Origin of the sequence: Streptosporangium sp. NPDC006930, assembly GCF_040635605.1 — a bacterium.
GTDB lineage: Bacteria > Actinomycetota > Actinomycetes > Streptosporangiales > Streptosporangiaceae > Streptosporangium.
In genome coordinates, this window is sequence record NZ_JBEYID010000048.1 from 1 (window position 1) to 16,832 (window position 16,832).

Consider the following 16,832-nt stretch of genomic DNA (forward strand, 5'->3'; position numbering starts at 1 on the left):
GCCGCCCGTCGTCGTGCTGGTGGCCTACCTGCCGGGTCTGCTGATCCAGATGGTCACCACGGGTCTGGCCGAGGAGCCGGGCTGGCGTGACTTCGGCCTGCCACCCGGTCAAGGGACGCTGGTACAGCCCGTACGACGGCAAGTGGCTCAAGAGCGAGAAGTACGTGGACGTCGACCACCTGGTACCGCTCGCCTACGCCTGGCGTTCGGGTGCCAAGCGATGGAGCCCGGCCAAGCGGCGCGCCTTCGCCAACGACCTGGTCCGCCCCGAACTGCTCACCGTCAGCCACTCCGCCAACATCGCCAAAGGCGGCAAAGGCCCGCAGAGCTGGCGCCCGCAGCGCCGCGCCCACTGGTGTCAGTACGCGACCTCGTGGATCACGGTCAAGCGCCACTACGGGCTCTTCGTGACCCGCAAGGAGAGGGTAGCTCTGCTCAACATGCTCCGTACCTGCTGAAACCAGCGGGGCGTCACCGAACCGGGTCGCCCGTTCCCCGCCGAGAGTTTCCCGGTCGACGTTCGATGCGGGACCACCGGCGTTTGTCGGTGATCCCCGAGCGGCACTCCACCTGAAGCACGTCGGCGGCAGGCCGCAAGCCACAGGCGGCGTTGATCGAATCAACTGATCGGTTGATGCCGGAATCCACCATCCCGTTCCCTGCTTGGCTGATTCGCCACCCCCTGTCCCCGCGCGATCCTCAGAGCATGTCAACGCATCCGGAGCCCGCCTTCCAGACCACTGGACTTCGCAAGGTCTTCGGTGACCACGTCGCCGTCGACGACGTCCACCTCACGGTCCCCGCCGGATCCTTCTACGGGCTGGTCGGCCCCAACGGCGCCGGAAAGACCACCACCCTGGCGATGGCCGTGGGCCTGCTGCGGCCCGACGCCGGCAGCGCCCGGATCTTCGGCGTCGACGTCTGGCGCGACACCGTTCGGGCCAAAGCGCTCGTCGGCGTGCTGCCCGACGGCAACGCCCTGCCCGAACGGCTCACCGGGCGTGAGGTCCTCACCTATCTCGGCCTCCTGCGCGGTCTGCCGCCCGGCGTCGTCGCCGAACGCACCGACGAACTCCTCCACGTCCTTGAACTCGACTCCGCGGAGCGGACTCTGGTCATCGAGTACTCCACCGGCATGCGCAAGAAGATCGGCCTGGCCGTCGCACTCCTGCACGCCCCCCGCCTCCTCGTCCTGGACGAGCCGTTCGAGGCCGTCGACCCCGTCTCGGCGGCCTCCATCAGGACCATCCTGCGCAGGTTCGTCGACGGCGGCGGCTCCGTCATCGTCTCCAGCCACGTCATGGCCCTGGTCGAGCAGCTCTGTGACCACGTGGGTGTCATGTCCAACGGGCGCGTCATGGCCGCCGGTCCCCTGGCCGACGTACGCGGCACCGCCACACTTGAGGACGCCTTCGTCAACCTGGTCGGCGCCCGGACCCGCGGGACGGAGGGGCTGGCATGGCTGACAGCATGACCCTCGGCCAGATCGGCACGCCCCTCGGTCAGACCGGCATGGCGCACGTCATGATCCGGATGCGGCTCGCCCTGCTGCGCAACTCCCTGCGCGGCGACCGCGCCACCAACCTGTTCTCCGGTGTCCTGATCGGCGTCGTTCTGGCCATCGGAACGATCACGGTCGCCGTCCTGTGGCCCGACTACCTTCCCCTGACCCTGACCATCTGGCTCACCGGCTGGATCTTCGGCCCCATCTTCATCGGCGGCGGTGACGAGACCCTCCGCCCCGAGTACTTCACCATGCTCCCCGCCACGCCCCGTCGTGTCGCGGCGGGGCTGCTCGCCGGAGCCTTCGTCGGCCCCGCACCACTCGTCACCCTCCTCGCCCTGCTGTCCCTGCCCGTGTACGGCTGGCGCCACGGCTTCGCCGGTGTCCTCATCGGGCTGGTCGCCGCCCTGGCCACGCTCGCCACGATGGTGATGATCTCCCGGGTCGTCGTCGCCGCCCTCGGCCTGTTCGTCAGGTCCCGCGCCACCGCCGCCATCGTCGGCATCGTGATGGGAACCACGCTCGCCCTCTGCGGCAACGGCTGGGCCCCCGCCGTGGCCTTCGGCACCGGCGACACCCTTGTATGGACCGAGGTCCTCGTCCGGGCGCTGCCCTCCGGCTGGGGCGTGGCCGCCGTCGAGGCGTCCTGGCCTCTCGCCCTGGCCATCCTCGCCGCCAACGGGGCCGTCATCGTCCTGCTTCTGCTCGCCTGGGCAGCCCTGCTGGCCCGGCGTGTCGCCTCGGCCGCCCGCGGCGGCGTACCCGCCCGTCGTGGCACCCCCCGTCCCTTCCCCGCCGTCGGCGGCGCCCGTATCGTCGCCGCCAAGGAACTGCGCGTCTGGTGGCGTGACCTGGTCCGCATCCAGCTCCTTGGCATCGCCTTCTCCTACGCCCTCGTCTTCCCCCTGCTCCTCGTCACCATCGACCTGTGGATCATGGTCCCGTTCGTCGGGCTCATCGCCGTCGTCATGGCCGCCGCCGTCTCCGCCAACCTCTACGGGGCGGACGGAACCGCCCTGTGGCTCACCCTCATGACCCCCGGTGCCGAACGCGCCGACGTGCGCGGTCGCCAGCTCGCGTGGCTACTCGCCATCGGCCCGGCCGCCACCGTCCTGACCCTCGTCGGCACCGCCGTCAGCGGTCAGACCTGGGCCTGGCCCTGGGTGCTCGGCCTGCTCCCCGCCCTCCTCGGCGGTGCCGCCGGCCTCATTGTCTGCTTCGCCGTCAACTCCCTCGTCCCCGGCACCGACCCCCACAAGCGCGGCGGCAACCCGCTCAACACCGGTGCGGACGAGAGCTCGGAAACCGGTCTGGCCTGGCTCACCCTCATCGCCGTCCCCAGCATCGGACTCCCCACCGCCGCCGCCATCCTTCTCCACCCCTGGGCAGGCGTCCCCGTCGGCCTGCTCACCGGCGCCCTCGGTGTCTGGGGGTTCGGCAAGATCGCCTACCGCAGGCTCGAAAGTCACGGGACCGAACTGCTCACCCTCATGAAGCACGGCCCCGCAGCCCAGCCCAAGCCCACCGACAAGCGCACGACCGCCGACCTGCCCCTCAAGCACCGCATCGCCGTCATCTTCTGCTATAGCGTCGCCTGGCTGCCCACCTTCCCCCAGGGCGTCGTCCCCATGACCTTCAAGATCTTCGGCGTCGAGGACCGCCTCTGGTTCCTCGCCCTCCACCTGCCGTCTGCCTGGCAGTGGCCCACCATCATCTTCATGATCACCCTGGGGTTCCTCATGTACGGCTACGCGATCCTCATCCCCATGCGAATAAGCTCGGCACCGTGAACGACCCTTTCCCGCTTTCGATCTGGGAACGACGTTACGAGCGCTTCGTCGAGGTCGTTCCCTACATCACCCTGGCCGCCCCCCTGGCCATCAGCCTCACCTCACCCGAGCAGCCCGAGGGTGGGATCCCCCGCACCCTCGCCTTCAGCGCCCTGGCCCTGGCCTGGATCCTCGGCTCCCACTCCCTGCTGCCCGCCGACCTCCGCAGGCGCCGCGCCACCACGATCACCTATTTCTGCGGCGTCCTGGTCACCGCCGCGCTCCTGGCACTCCATGATCCGATCTTCGTCATCTACTGCATCTCCGGCTTCTTTCTCGCCGGCTCCTTCGCCCCTTCCAGGTGGACCTTCGCGGCCGTCACCGCCACCTCCATCGTCCTGTACGGGACCACGCTCGACTGGTCCCAGGCCACCGTCCAGCTCGTCCTTCTCCACGTCGCGATCGTCGCCGTTCAGACCCTCACGATCGGCGGCGGCCACATTTTCGCCGTCCGGATCGAAGAGCGGCAGCGTAAATACCGCCAGGCGCTCACCGACCTGCAAAAAGCCCTGGAGGAGAACGCCGAACTCCACGCCCACCTTCTCACCCACGCTCACGAGGCCGGCATCCTCGACGAACGCCAACGCATGGCGCGCGAAATCCACGACACCCTCGCCCAAGGACTCACCGGCATCATCACCCAGCTTCGCGCCGCGCAACGCGTCCAAGACCGCGACGCCCACATCGACCGCGCCCTCACCCTCGCCCAGGACAGCCTGTCCGAAGCCCGCCGCTCCGTCGACGCCCTCCGCCCCCATCAGCTCGAAGACGCCCATCTCCCCGAGGCGATGACCGCCCTCGCCCACAGCTGGACACAGAGCACCGACATCAACCTCCACGTCGAGGTCACCGGCGACCGCGTCCCCCTCAGCCCCGCGATCGAGGTCACCCTCTTCCGCGTCGCCCAGGAAGCCCTCACCAACGTCGCCAAACACGCCAACGCCACCCGCGCCGGCCTCACCCTCTCCTACACCGGCGCCGTCGTCCTCCTCGACATCCGTGACGACGGCAAGGGCATCGACAGTCCCAACGGCCAAGGATTCGGACTCAGCAGCATGAGACAACGCGTACGTGGCGTCGGCGGCACCTTTGAAATCGAGAGCGCACCCGGTGAAGGCACGGCTGTCAGCGCCACCGTCCCCGCGCTCCAGGTAGGCCCCCGGTGATCCGCCTCCTCATCGTCGACGACCATCCCATCGTCCGCGACGGCCTGCGCGCCGTCTTCGAAGCCGAACCCGATCTCGACGTCGCCGGGGAAGCCGCCAACGGCCGCGAAGGCATCGAGCGCGCCGCCGCACTCGACGTCGACATCGTCCTCATGGATCTGCGCATGCCCGAGGTGGACGGCGTCACCGCCATCACCGCCCTCCGCCGGGACCATCCCCACATCAAAACGCTCGTCCTCACCACCTTCGACGGCGACTCCGACGTGCTGCCCGCCATCGAAGCCGGCGCGACCGGTTATCTCCTCAAGGACGCCCCCACCGACGAACTCCTGCGTGCCGTCCGCGCCGCCGCCGCGGGCGAGCCGGTCCTGTCGCCCTCGGTCGCCGGTCGCCTGATGGGCCAGGTGCGCCGACCGGTCAAGGCCGCCCTCACCGACCGTGAACTGCAGGTCCTCGCCCTCGTCGCCGACGGTGCCTCCAACCGCCAGGCCGCCGCCAAACTCTTCATCAGCGAGGCGAGCATCAAGACCCACCTGCTGCACATCTACGACAAGCTCGGCGTCCGCGACCGGGCCGCCGCCGTCGGCGAGGGGTACCGTCGCGGCCTGCTCAGCTGACTCCTGGGGGACGACCCCCGCCAAGCTGGAGAAACAGGTGCCTGGAACGCCGGCTCACGGCTGCGGTCGCGATGCCCGAACCTGTCCTGACCGATGGCCTTCAGATGCGGGGATCATCGGTCGGCGCGCGGACGGCGGATCGAGCGCAGCAGGAGGATCAGTACCAGTACGCCGAGCGCCACCGGCGCCACACGCTTGAGCACGGGCGGCCCGACAAGGGCGATCAGGTTCACGGGGTCCGGTGCCGGCTCGGCGACCTGGCTCGTCGTCGGCGGCTCGACCGGCGGCTCGACCGCCGGCTCGGTCAGGGTGGCGGCGAGACGGTCGGCGAACTGGCTCAACAGCCGATCGCCGACGTCGGCGATCACGCCCCGGCCGAACTGGGCCGGCCGACCGGTGATCTCAAGATCGGTGACGACCCGAACGCGAGTGGTGTTCGCCCCCTCGGCCACGAGGGTCGCCGAGACCGTCGCGCTCGCGGTGCCGGCACCGCGCTCCTCCTTGCCGCTCGCGGAGACGACGACGCGATAGCCGACCGGGTTCTTCTCGACGAACCGCGCGGAGCCTCGGTAAACCATGGTGATCGGGCCCAGCTTGACCTTCACCCGGCCGGTGAACTCATCGCCGGACCGGCTCTCCAGCGAGGCGCCGGGCATGCAGGTGGCGACCTTTTCGACATCCAGCAGCCGCTGCCAGGCCGTGTCAATGTCGGTCGACAGAACAAATGCATGTTCGAGATTCATACCGGTCTCTCGTGTTTCGGTTCGTGGCTGCGCTGATAGGAATAGCGGGTCAGAACGACGGTGGCGTCATCGCGGTGATGGAGACCACGTCCTCGTCGAAGGTGCGGTACCAGTGTTCGGTGATGGAGGCGAAGCGCATCGAATCCCCCTTCTCCAGCACCCGCACCAGGCTCCCGACATGCACCTCCATCTTTCCCTGGAGGATGAACACGACCTCTTCTCCGGTGTGGCTGAAGGGCGCGTGCTCGTTGGAGAAATGGGCCGGCACCTCGATGTAGAGCATGGACAGCGTGCCCTGCAGGTCGGGTACGAGTAGTTGGTAGGTGAGGTTCTGGTCGGCCAGCACCAGTCGCGCCCGTGTGTGCGGGCGGACCACACCGTCGGCGTCGTTGTTGGCGCCGAGGAAGAACGAACCGATCGAGAGTCCCAGTGCGCCGGCGATGTTGGACAGCGTGTCGATCGACGGGTTACCGATGCCGCGCTCCAACTGGCTGAGCAGCCCGGTTGAGATGCCCGCGCGCCGCGCCAGTTCGTCGATGCTGAGCCCGCGACTGGCTCGTTCAGCGGCGATGATCGTTCCCAGACGCGCGACCAGATGACCGTCGTCTGGGGGGTTCCCCTTCAATGCAGGACGCTCCTCATCACTTCAGTGAATCGACGTTCAATATATTGACAGTGAGATTCGTTCATGTCTAGGGTCTGGGCAACGAGAGCGAGCCACGTGCTCGACCGATGACAAAACCACACCTGAGACCGGCACGCCGGCCGGATGGAGCCTGCTTCAGCACCAGAACAACTCCTGGGGCTCCACATCAAATCACCTCATTATTCATGATCCCCGGGCCTGGTAGGCCATCCGACCAATCGAGAGCGACGGCTGCGACGCCGTGACGAATGGGTGAGTCAGTGAAACCCGCGGCATTCGAGTACCACGACCCGCTGACCGTTGCCGAGGCGTGCGAACTACTCGCTCAACTCGGCGACGAAGCGAAACCGCTGGCGGGCGGGCAGAGCCTTGTGCCTCTGATGAATATGCGCCTGGCAACGCCTCGGCACCTCATTGACCTGGAAAAGGTGGCCGGGCTTTCGGATATCGCGGTTTCCGAGACTTCGGTGACCATCGGCTCGATGACGAGGCAGCGACAGATCGAACTGTCGCCCGTCATCCGGGAGGCCTGCCCGATCCTCGCCGAGGCGACGAGGCATATCGCGCACTTCCAGATACGGCAGCGAGGGACGATCGGTGGCTCGATCGCACACGCCGACCCGGCCGCCGAACTGTCCCTCATCGCACTGCTCCTCGACGCTCGGATCGTCGCCCGTAGCGCCGAACGCGGAAGATCCATTCCGGCCCGGGATTTCTTCGTCTCGGCGTTCACCACGGACCTGGAAGAAACCGAGGTCGTCGAGACGATCGTGCTGCCTCGCATGTCCGGCGGCGAGGGCTGGGCCTTCGAGGAGTTCGCCCGCAGGCAGGGAGATTTCGCCCTGGCCGGCGTCGCGGCCACCGTCACCCTGACCGGTGGAAGATACTCCAGCGCTCGGCTGGCCGCGAGCGGGGTCGCGGCGACTCCGGTGGTGCTGCCCGAGGCCGAACGTCTTCTCGGTGAAGAACCGAGCGAGGCGCTCTACCGGGCGGTGGCCGCGGCGGCGACGGCGGACCTCACCCCTGGCACCGACATCCACGCCACCGGCGAGGACCGGCGGGATATCGTCCGCCACCTCACGGAGGTCGCGCTCGCCGCGGCGACCGAGAAAATCCTCCATTCGACAGATCGCTCGGCAGGCCGACAGTGACCACGATGAGACACATACGCTTCCGGCTCAACGGGCAGAGCGTGGAGCACGACGTAGCGCCGAGGCTGCTGCTGTCCGATTTTCTCCGGGACGTTCTCGGATTCACCGGCACCCATGTGGGGTGCGAGCAGGGGGCCTGCGGGGCGTGCACGGTTCTGTTGAACGGCGAGGCGGTCCGTTCGTGTCTGGTGTTCGCGGTCCAGGTGAACGGCGCGACGGTGCGGACCATCGAGGGGGTTTCCCCCGACGGGACGTCACTGCACCCGATCCAGCGGGCCTTTCATGAGAACCACGGGCTGCAATGCGGTTTTTGCACGCCCGGCTTCGTGATGAGCACCTGCGCTCTACTGGCGGAGAATCCGGCCCCCACCGAGTCCGAGATCCGCACCCAGTTGTCGGGCAATCTGTGTCGCTGCGCCGGATACGAGTCGATAGTCCAGTCGGTGCTGCAGGCCGCCCGCGAACTGGCACCCGCCGGCGGGCAGAGCGCAGGGAAAGCGAGCGGTCATGACGAGTAGCACTTTGGCACGTTCCTTTGGGCGAACCACGAGTCAATCCGGCCAGGGATTCGGCGCGGCGCTGCGGCGTACCGAGGACTATCGGCTGCTGATGGGCACCGGGACCTTCACGGACGACCTGCAGCTTCCCCGTACCCTGCATGCGGCCTTCGTGCGCAGCCCGTACGCGCACGCGCGGATCATCGCTGTCGATGTCGAGCGGGCACTCGCGCTCCCCGGCGTGGCGGCGATCTTCACCGGTGACGACCTGGCCGAACTGACCGAACCGGGGATCACGGCCCAGGCCGGAGCAGAACCGATGGTCATGGAGACCCTGCCGACCCGCAAGGTCCGGTTCAGCGGCGATCTCGTCGCGTGCGTGGTGGCCGTCGACCGGTACGTGGCGGAGGACGCGATCGAACTTGTCGAGGTGGACTACGAGCCGCTCGCGCCGGTCCTCACCATGGAGGCGGCCGCCGCGCCCGATGCGCCCCTGGTGGACGAGGATCTTTCGAGCAACCTGCACACCCAGCAGACGCACACCTTCGGCGACGTCGCGGCGGCCTTCGCCGAGGCTCACGAGATCGTCGAGGCCCGCTTCAGTACCCAGCGGATGACGCATGTCCCGATCGAGACCCGCGGCGTCCTCGCCGTATGGGACGCCGGCCGCATGGAACTGACCTTCCACAGCGGCCAGCAAACGGCTCACCTGCTGCGGACCAACCTGGCCCGCCGGCTCAGGCTGGACGAGAACCAGGTGCGGGTGATCTCGCCGGACGTGGGCGGTGCCTTCGGCCAGAAGATTCCGCTCTTCCGCGAGGAGTTGACGGTGGCCGCCCTCGCCATCAAGCTGCGGCGGCCGATCAAATGGATCGAGGATCGGGTCGAGAACCTCACGGCGGCGAACCACGCGAGGGACGACTCCGCCTGGATCAGGGCTGCGGTGGACAAGGACGGGCGCATCCTCGGCGTCAAGGCCGAACTCTGGGCCGACTACGGTGCGTACGCCTTCTTCACGCCGAAGTACCCGATCGACTCCGTCGGCTGGCTCCTTCCCGGCCCGTACAAGTTCCAGAACTACGAGTACTCCATCAACGTCGTGATCACGAACAAGTGCCCGGCCGGAACCCTTCGCGCGCCCATGGCTCTCGTGACCTGGGCGACTGAGGGGATGGTCGAGCGCATCGCCCGACAGTTGAAGATCGATCCGGTCGAGGTACGCCGCCGGAACATGCTCACAAGCCAGGACCAGCCGTATGTGTCCGCGACCGGATACACCTACGAGGCGCTCACCATGTGGGAGGGCTACGAGCAGATGCTGCGGAGCTTCGACCTGGCGGAGTTCCGGGCCGAGCAGCGGGCGGCCAGAGCGGACGATCGGTACCTCGGTGTCGGGATAGCGAGCGTCCTGGAGCCGACGACGTACGGATCGGCGTGGTACAAGAAGGGCGGCCGGGGAAGCGGCCACGAGGCGGCCACCGTCAAGGTGGAGCCGAGCGGAGCGGTCAACGTGGGCGTCGGCATCGTGCCGAGCGGCCAGGGATACGAGACGACGATCGCCCAGGTGGTCGCGGAGGCCCTGGGCACCCGGGTCGAGAACGTGAACGTGCTGCTCGGCGATACGTCCCTCACCCCGTACGGGATGGGCTCCCGGGGATCCCGGGGCGCCGCCGCCGGCAACGCGGTGGCGTATCTCGCGGCGACAAAGGCCCGTGCGAAGGTGCTGCGCATCGCGGCACATCTCGTGGGTGAGCCGGTCGACAACCTGGATATCCGGGACGACCAGATCTACGTGCTGGGGGAGCCGGAGCCTCGCATGCCGCTGTCCCAGGTGTCGTGGACGGCGTACATGGATCCCTTCGCGCTGCCCCCCGGCGAGTTGCCGGGTCTGGAGATCCACCGGACCTACGACCCGCCTGCCATGACCTTCTCCAACGCCGCACACCTGTGTGTCGTCGAGGTCGAGCGGCGCACGGGCCGGGTGGAGATCCTGGACTACCGGGTGATCGAGGACGCGGGCACCCTCATCAACCCGGCGATCGTCGACGGCCAGATCCGCGGCGGCGTCTCGTTGGGGATCGGGCAGGCGTTGCTCGAAGAGGTCGTCTACGACGAGTTGGGCAACAACCAGACCGCGACCTTCCTCGACTACCTGATCCCGACCATCGACGCGGTGCCCGACATCCGGATATCGCACGTCCAGACGCCGAATCCACACACCGTTCGCGGCCTGAAGGGAATGGCCGAGGGGCCGGTCCAAGGAGGGCTCGCCGCAGTGATGATCGCCGTCCAGGACGCCCTGGACGGCAGGGGAATCACGATCGACCGCAGCCCGGCGAGCCCGAGCCGGATCAGGGCCCTGTTCCGGGCGGTGGAGGGTGACAGCGATGAGTGAGCCGAACCAGACCAGGATCGCCTTCATCGGGTTGGGCACCATGGGGTTCCCCATGGCACACCAACTCGTTCGGGCCGGACATCCGGTCACCGTGGTGCCGCACGTCTCCATGACCGCGGCACACCGGCTGGCCGAGGACGGGGCCGCGATCGCCACCACACCGGCCGACGCCGCGAGGGATGCCGATGTCGTGATCACGATGCTCCCTTCGGCCACCGAGGTCCGTGCCGTGCTGTTCGAGGAGTCGGGGGCGACCGGCACGGCGCGCCCCGGCACCCTGGTGGTGGACATGTCGACGATCGGGCCGAAGGCGGCCCGATCGATCGCGCGCCGGCTGGGGGAGATGGGCCTGGCGTTCATGGACGCGCCGGTGAGCGGCGGGCCGGCGAGGGCACACAACGGCACGCTCACTACCATCGTGGGCGCCGACGAGGACACTCTCGCCACGGCTCGGCCGGTCCTCGCCCACATGGCGAGCACCGTCTTCCACGCCGGGCCGGTCGGTGCCGGCCAGGCCGCGAAGATCTGTAACAACCTTCTCGTCGCCGCCTGCATGCTCGCCAACGCGGAGGCCCTGACGCTGGGCACGGCGTCCGGCGTCGACCCGCACACGCTGCGGGAGATCATTCTTGCCAGCACGGGCGCGAACTGGCAGCTGGAGCACATCGTTCCCCAGACGATCCTGGCGAACGACTTCGACCCGCGGTTCGCCCTCTCCCTCCTGCTGAAGGACCTGGATGTCGCGGGAGAGGTCGCCGAGGACGTCGCGTCGCCGTTCCACGTCGGCGGACTGGCGAGACAGATGTTCGGCCGGGCCGAGGCGTCGTTCGGCGGGCGGACGGACTTCAGCGCGGTCGTGAAGTTGTACCAGGAAGCACTGGGTGACGGCCCGCGGGACCGGGCCACGGAAGCGGCTACCGGGCGGTCCCCCGCGACGAACGATCAGCCCCATCGTCAGGAGACGGAGCAGCGATGAACACCCCGAACACCGAATCACTTCCACGACCGATCGTCAGCTTTCTGCCCACCGCCTTCACCCCGGACGGGGCGGTGGACATCGGCAAGATGAGGGACCTGGCCGACCTGCTCGCCCGCCACGGGATCAGGCCGGCGGTCCTCGGCGGGATGGGGGAGTTCTACGCCCTGCGACGAGACGAGGCGCGCGCCTGCATGGAGGCGGCGGCGGCCGGGGCGGCCGGCCGGGTTCCGGTGGTGGCCGGAATAGGGTTCTCGACGAGGGAGGCCACCGAACTGGCCGTCGACGCGCGGGACGCGGGCGTGTCGGTGCTGGTGCTCAATCCGCACTACTTCGCTGTCCCCACGCCCGACGGCGCCGCCGAGCACGTCCGGCGGATCACCGGGGAGTCCGGACTACCCGCGATCGTCTACAGCAGCAAGGCCCAGCCGGTCACGGAGGACCACCTGGACCGACTGGTCACGGTGGCGGGCTTTCGTGGCGTCAAGGAGACCGCCTTCGGGCCGGATGAGGTGGGGCGACGGGTCGCGCGCTGGGGCGACCGGATCGAGTGGTGGGGGGTCGGCGAGATCGGCGGGACCGAGTACGCCCGCGCGGGCGGCAACGTCATCACCTCATCGCTCGCCAACTTCAGCCCGGCCACGTCGATCGCCTACGTCCGGGCGGCGCTGGGCGACGGCTCCGTCGATCCGCAGCTGGCCGAGTGCTGCGCCGCGTGGGACGAGCTGCTGCGCGCGCCGGAGGGTTACCTGGGCGTGCTCAAGGCCGTCATGCAGGCACTTTACGGATGGCATCCCGCCGTGCGGCTGCCCATGACCGAGGCGAGCGTCGCCACCCGGGAGTCCGTGGCCCGGTTCCTCGACCGCTTCGAGCATCTGTCCGCCCGATCCAACCCCCTGGCGGGATAGGGCGCACCAACGCGCACAACCGAAAGGAGTCGCCCTGAAACCGATGTCGTGCCCCATGACCTCGTAATGACGTGTTTTCGGTCGTTTCTTTATCCGATTGGTTGAATAGTGTGAAAAATCATACTCGCATGGCGCTTATCGGGCTTGTGTGCCTCGCGGCGACAGCGTGCGGCGGCGGAGCCACCACCGCCGAGCAAGGGTCCAACGACCCCCTGACTCTGGTCGACTACGGCGGCGCGACCTCCCAGATCGCCAAAGAGATCTGGATGGACCCCTTCACCGCGCAGACGAGCATCAAAATGCGGCAGGACTCCCCGAATGACTATGCGAAGGTCAAGGCGCAGGTCGATTCTGGGAACATCGCCTGGGATGTCATGTTTGTCCAACCCTACCGGGCGATCGTCGACTGCGGCACCTACTTCGAGAAGCTCGACAAGAGCAAGATCACGACCCTCGACAAGCTCCCCCCGCTGATCGGTGAATGCGGGGTGCCGATCGACAACTTCGCGTACATCCTCGTGTACGACTCCAAGAAGTTCGGGGCGAACCCGCCGACGTCGTGGAAGGACTTCTTCGACGTGGAGAAGTACCCCGGCAAGCGCGGGCTCTCGACGGCCGTCGCGGGTGGCGTGCTGGAGGCGGCACTGCTCGGCGACGGGGTGAAGCCCGAGGAGCTGTACCCGCTCGACATCGACCGGGCGATCAAGAAGTACGACAGCATCAAGGGCGACATCTCCTTCTTCGAGTCGGGCGCCCGGCAGATGGAGCAGATCGAGAGCGGCGATGTCGTCATGTCGCTCGCCTGGCACGGCCGGGTGCAGCTGTCGGTGCGCAACGGCGCGCAGTTCAAGCCGGTGTGGAACCAGCACATCCGGACGCACGACACCGTGGCCATGATCAAGGGCACTCCCCGGAAGGAGGAGGCCTACAAGTTCCTGAGCTTCATCACGGACGTGGAGCAGCAGAAACTCTGGGCCGAGCAGACGTCCTACGGGGCGGCCAACAAGGACTCCAAGCCGACGCTGGACCAGGTGGGCCAGGAGTTCGACTCGAACGATCCAGCACACGCGGAACTGGCGGTGCAACTGGACCTGAACTGGTGGGCGCAGCACTACGAGGAGGCCATCGACCGCTACACGAAGTGGTCCGCCCAGTGAGGTGATGCCGCCCGGCGGATTCTCGTGAACAGCGAGGACCTCCCTCGGGTGCGGCGGCACACGGGGGAGGTCTATCGGGCATGGTCAGCGGATCCCGACGCGAGTATCCGTATGTGTGGTAACGAGGAGGACTAGATGGTTTCGGTGCAGCCCCTGGAGCGCACAGATGATGTGCGGGACCGTTTCCGTTGGTTGAAACGCCCGCGAAAAAGGCCCCCCGTGGGCTTTCTCCTAGCCGCCCCTGTTGTTTTCTTCCTCATCGTCTTCTTCGTCTATCCGGTCGCCGAGATTTTCCGGTTGTCCTTCATCGGTGACGACGGAGCGCTGTCGTTGGAGCACTACACCGATTTCGCGGGCACCGAAGTTTACGTAACGATCCTTCTGCGCACGATATACACCTCGGCCATCGTCACGGGGGTGTGCGCCCTCATCGCCTACCCGTACGCGTATCTCATGGCCCTGGTCGGCAGCAAGACACGGGCCCTCATGCTCGGGTTGGTGCTTGTCCCGCTGTGGACGAGCCTGCTCGCGCGGACGTACGCCTGGATCATTCTGCTGTCGGATGTCGGGCCGGTCGTCGCTTTCCTGTCGGTCCTGGGCATGGAGATAAAGATGCTGGGCACATCCCGCGGGGTCCTGATCGGCATGGTGCAGGTCCTGCTCCCCTTCATCACCCTGCCGCTGTACAACAACATGCGCACCATCGACCGCCGGCTGGTCATGGCCGCCCAGTCACTCGGGGCCACGCCCAGGGCGGCGTTCCGGCAGGTCTTTCTGCCGTTGACGGCTCCAGGCCTCATCACCGGCAGCGTCATGGTGTTCGTGCTCGGCCTCGGTTTCTACGTCACGCCGGCGCTGCTCGGCTCACCGTCGCAGTCCATGTTGGCCCAGCTGGCCGCCCAGGAGATCTCGTTGAAGCTCGCCTGGGGAAGCGCGGGAGCGATGTCGGTCATCCTCTCCGTGCTGACCCTCATCGTTCTGGTGGTCGCGGCCCGGTTCGGGATGACCTCGATGCTCACCAGCATGGGAGGCAAGAATGCCCGTTAGGCGGCCGTACGGGCTGGCCGTGTTCGCGGTGATAACGGGAGCGCTGCTGATCCTCCCGGGCCTGATCGTGTTCCCGATGAGCCTCAGCGATCGACGGTCCTTCGTCTTCCCGCCGAAGGAGTGGAGTTTCCGGTGGTACGAGAACTTCTTCTCGGACCCTCGGTGGACCGAGACCCTGATGAACTCGCTCCAGACCGCCCTGATCGTCGCGGTCATCGCCACCGTCGCGGGAACGGTCGCTGTTTTCGGCGTCGTACGGCACAGCTTCCGGGGCAAGAGCATCGTCGTCGGCCTGCTGCTCGCGCCGATGGTCACCCCGATCATCATTCTGGGGGTTGGCGAGTACGCGCTCTTCCTGAAGTGGCAGCTCGTCGGGACCGGCCTCGGCTTCGTCCTCGCCCACACCGTGCACGCGATCCCGTACGTGGTGCTCACGGTCTCCGGCGTGCTGGTGACGATGGACCGTCAGCTGGAGCGCGCCGCGACGAGCCTCGGGGCTCCCCCGCACAAGGTCCTCATGACCATCACGCTGCCGATCATCGCGCCCGGAATCCTGGCCGGCTTCATCTTCGCCTTCATCTCGTCGTTCGACGAGACGGTGATCGCGCTGTTCCTCTCGGATCCCAACTTCCGCACGATGCCCGTGCAGATGTACGCGAGCATGACGCAGGAGGTGGACCCGACCATCGCGGTCGGCGCGTCACTGATCATGCTGCTCTCGACCCTGCTCATTCTGTTGTCCGCTCTCGCATTCAGGAGGCGTTATGCCAAGAAGCACCGCTGACCGCTCCCGGGGTGCGGCTGTCCGTTTGCGGGGGATCGTCAAGCAGTACGGTGCGGCGGCTCCCGCCGTCAACGAGGTGTCGCTGGACATCGCGGCGGGCGAGTTCGTCTCGCTCCTCGGCCCGAGCGGATCGGGTAAGACGACGACGTTGAACGCTATCGCCGGGTTCGTCGACATCGACGCGGGCGAGATCGAACTGGACGGGGTGTCCGTCGCGTCGGTGCGCCCCCACCTGCGGAACATCGGCATGGTGTTCCAGCACTTCACGCTCTTCCCGCACATGACCGTGGCCGAGAACGTCGCCTATCCGCTGCGCCAGCGCAAGATCCCGGCGAAGGAGCGCGCACAGCGGGTCCAGGCCGCGCTGGAGATGGTGCAGCTGGGCGAGTACGGGGCCCGCCGACCAGACCAACTGTCCGGCGGACAGCAGCAGCGCGTGGCGGTGGCGAGGGCGGTCGTCTTCGAGCCCCGGGTTCTGCTGATGGACGAGCCCTTCGGCGCACTGGACCGGAAGTTGCGTGAGGAGCTGCAGATCCAGCTCAGGGGTCTGCACCGGGAACTGGGCGTCACCATCATCTTCGTGACGCACGACCAGGAGGAGGCGTTGGTCCTCTCCGATCGGATCGCCGTCTTCAACAACGGCTCGATCGATCAGGTCGGCACACCGGCGGAGTTGTACGACCGGCCCGAGAGCCGGTTCGTCGCGCAGTTCCTCGGCGAGTCGAACGTCTTCGAGGGAACGGTCCAGGAGGTGGACGGTGTCCGCGCACTGGCGTGTCCCGACGGCAGGTTCGTCCTTCCCCCGTCGGCCGCCGACCCGGGGGCGGAGATCCAGGCGATGGTTCGCCCGGAGAAGTGTCGCATCGCACCCGTCGGCTCGGAACGCGACGGCCTGACGAACGCCCTGGAGGGGGAGGTCGAGGAGGAGATCTTCCTCGGCTCGTCGCGGAAACTGCTGGTTCGCACCCCGACCGACCGGGTGGTGACGGTGCGCTCGACCGCCGCGGCCGACCGCGGCGTCTCAGTGGGGGCGAAGGTGGTCGTCACCTGGGACTCGGCCGACCTGCTGGTGGTGCGCTGACAACGGTGCCGGGCACCGACTCGGCGACCGCGCCGAGAAGGCTTCGGAGCCACAAGATGGCTCCGCGGAGATGAAGGCCCGCGAGATAGCTTTCGGGGGTCTTGTCGAAGCGAAAGGCCAGCCCGCGCCACTGCTTGATGCGATTGATGCAGCGTTCGGCCGTGTTGCGCTGCTTGTACAGCTCTGGGTCATGACTGACCGGGCGGCCACCATGGGAACCGCGCCTCTTACGGTGTGCCGCCTGGTCGCTCTTTTCCGGGATGACGGCCTTGATATGGCGTCGGCGCAGATAGAGGCGGTTGCCCCGAGAGGAGTAGGCCTTGTCGGCGGC

At 67.6% G+C, this 16,832-nt stretch carries 16 protein-coding genes and 1 pseudogene; 14 read left to right on the top strand and 3 right to left on the bottom strand.

Features of this window, described 5'->3' with window-relative positions; genetic code table 11:
- Nucleotides 1-86 precede the first annotated feature (86 nt).
- The 5 genes from ABZ664_RS39010 to ABZ664_RS39030 all read left to right on the top strand — a co-directional run bounded on the left by ABZ664_RS39010 (nt 87) and on the right by ABZ664_RS39030 (nt 5,116).
- Complete coding sequence (locus tag ABZ664_RS39010; protein ID WP_362522245.1) at nt 87-458, top strand: HNH endonuclease family protein; 372 nt, start codon at nt 87-89, stop codon at nt 456-458.
- 248 nt (nt 459-706) lie between these two features.
- Complete coding sequence (locus ABZ664_RS39015; protein WP_362522247.1) at nt 707-1,474, top strand: ABC transporter ATP-binding protein; 768 nt, start codon at nt 707-709, stop codon at nt 1,472-1,474.
- Nucleotides 1,459-3,294 carry a hypothetical protein gene (locus tag ABZ664_RS39020; RefSeq protein ID WP_362522249.1) on the top strand — a complete coding sequence of 612 codons (1,836 nt, stop codon included), beginning with the start codon at nt 1,459-1,461 and terminating at the stop codon, nt 3,292-3,294. The genes ABZ664_RS39015 and ABZ664_RS39020 overlap by 16 nt, the downstream gene beginning before the upstream one ends.
- Nucleotides 3,291-4,499: a sensor histidine kinase gene (locus ABZ664_RS39025; protein ID WP_362522251.1), complete on the top strand. Its 1,209-nt coding sequence runs from the start codon at nt 3,291-3,293 to the stop codon at nt 4,497-4,499. The genes ABZ664_RS39020 and ABZ664_RS39025 overlap by 4 nt, the downstream gene beginning before the upstream one ends.
- Entirely contained in the window at nt 4,496-5,116 is a 621-nt protein-coding gene (locus ABZ664_RS39030) for a response regulator transcription factor (RefSeq protein WP_362522253.1), read from the top strand. Before ABZ664_RS39025 ends, ABZ664_RS39030 begins: the two co-directional genes overlap by 4 nt.
- 113 nt (nt 5,117-5,229) lie before the next feature.
- Here the strand turns inward: ABZ664_RS39030 and ABZ664_RS39035 are convergent, their stop codons facing one another.
- Nucleotides 5,230-5,859, bottom strand: a complete 630-nt coding sequence (locus ABZ664_RS39035; protein WP_362522255.1) for an SRPBCC family protein — start codon at nt 5,857-5,859, stop codon at nt 5,230-5,232.
- 49 nt (nt 5,860-5,908) lie between these two features.
- Nucleotides 5,909-6,484 (bottom strand): XRE family transcriptional regulator, encoded by a 576-nt coding sequence (locus ABZ664_RS39040; protein WP_362522257.1) that lies wholly within the window; start codon nt 6,482-6,484, stop codon nt 5,909-5,911.
- Nucleotides 6,485-6,753: 269 nt separating this feature from the next.
- Here ABZ664_RS39040 and ABZ664_RS39045 point away from each other — a divergent pair, with 269 nt between their 5' ends.
- From ABZ664_RS39045 to ABZ664_RS39085, 9 genes are all read left to right on the top strand, one after another.
- A complete protein-coding gene (locus ABZ664_RS39045) occupies nt 6,754-7,656 on the top strand; it encodes a xanthine dehydrogenase family protein subunit M (protein ID WP_362522259.1) in 903 nt (300 codons plus the stop codon).
- A gap of 5 nt (nt 7,657-7,661) precedes the next feature.
- Complete coding sequence (locus ABZ664_RS39050) at nt 7,662-8,174, top strand: (2Fe-2S)-binding protein (RefSeq protein ID WP_362522261.1); 513 nt, start codon at nt 7,662-7,664, stop codon at nt 8,172-8,174.
- Nucleotides 8,164-10,548 carry a xanthine dehydrogenase family protein molybdopterin-binding subunit gene (locus ABZ664_RS39055; protein ID WP_362522265.1) on the top strand — a complete coding sequence of 795 codons (2,385 nt, stop codon included), beginning with the start codon at nt 8,164-8,166 and terminating at the stop codon, nt 10,546-10,548. The genes ABZ664_RS39050 and ABZ664_RS39055 overlap by 11 nt, the downstream gene beginning before the upstream one ends.
- Complete coding sequence (locus tag ABZ664_RS39060) at nt 10,541-11,524, top strand: NAD(P)-dependent oxidoreductase (RefSeq protein WP_362522267.1); 984 nt, start codon at nt 10,541-10,543, stop codon at nt 11,522-11,524. Before ABZ664_RS39055 ends, ABZ664_RS39060 begins: the two co-directional genes overlap by 8 nt.
- Nucleotides 11,521-12,432, top strand: coding sequence for a dihydrodipicolinate synthase family protein (locus ABZ664_RS39065; RefSeq protein ID WP_362522269.1), 912 nt, complete (start codon nt 11,521-11,523; stop codon nt 12,430-12,432). The genes ABZ664_RS39060 and ABZ664_RS39065 overlap by 4 nt, the downstream gene beginning before the upstream one ends.
- A 128-nt stretch (nt 12,433-12,560) precedes the next feature.
- Entirely contained in the window at nt 12,561-13,589 is a 1,029-nt protein-coding gene (locus ABZ664_RS39070; protein WP_362522270.1) for an ABC transporter substrate-binding protein, read from the top strand.
- 219 nt (nt 13,590-13,808) lie between these two features.
- Complete coding sequence (locus tag ABZ664_RS39075) at nt 13,809-14,636, top strand: ABC transporter permease (RefSeq protein WP_362522272.1); 828 nt, start codon at nt 13,809-13,811, stop codon at nt 14,634-14,636.
- Nucleotides 14,626-15,420 carry an ABC transporter permease gene (locus tag ABZ664_RS39080; RefSeq protein WP_362522275.1) on the top strand — a complete coding sequence of 265 codons (795 nt, stop codon included), beginning with the start codon at nt 14,626-14,628 and terminating at the stop codon, nt 15,418-15,420. The genes ABZ664_RS39075 and ABZ664_RS39080 overlap by 11 nt, the downstream gene beginning before the upstream one ends.
- Nucleotides 15,401-16,501 (top strand): ABC transporter ATP-binding protein, encoded by a 1,101-nt coding sequence (locus tag ABZ664_RS39085; protein WP_362522277.1) that lies wholly within the window; start codon nt 15,401-15,403, stop codon nt 16,499-16,501. Before ABZ664_RS39080 ends, ABZ664_RS39085 begins: the two co-directional genes overlap by 20 nt.
- A gap of 34 nt (nt 16,502-16,535) precedes the next feature.
- Here ABZ664_RS39085 and ABZ664_RS39090 read toward each other — a convergent pair.
- Nucleotides 16,536-16,832, bottom strand: a pseudogene (locus tag ABZ664_RS39090) (transposase); the annotation flags it as partial.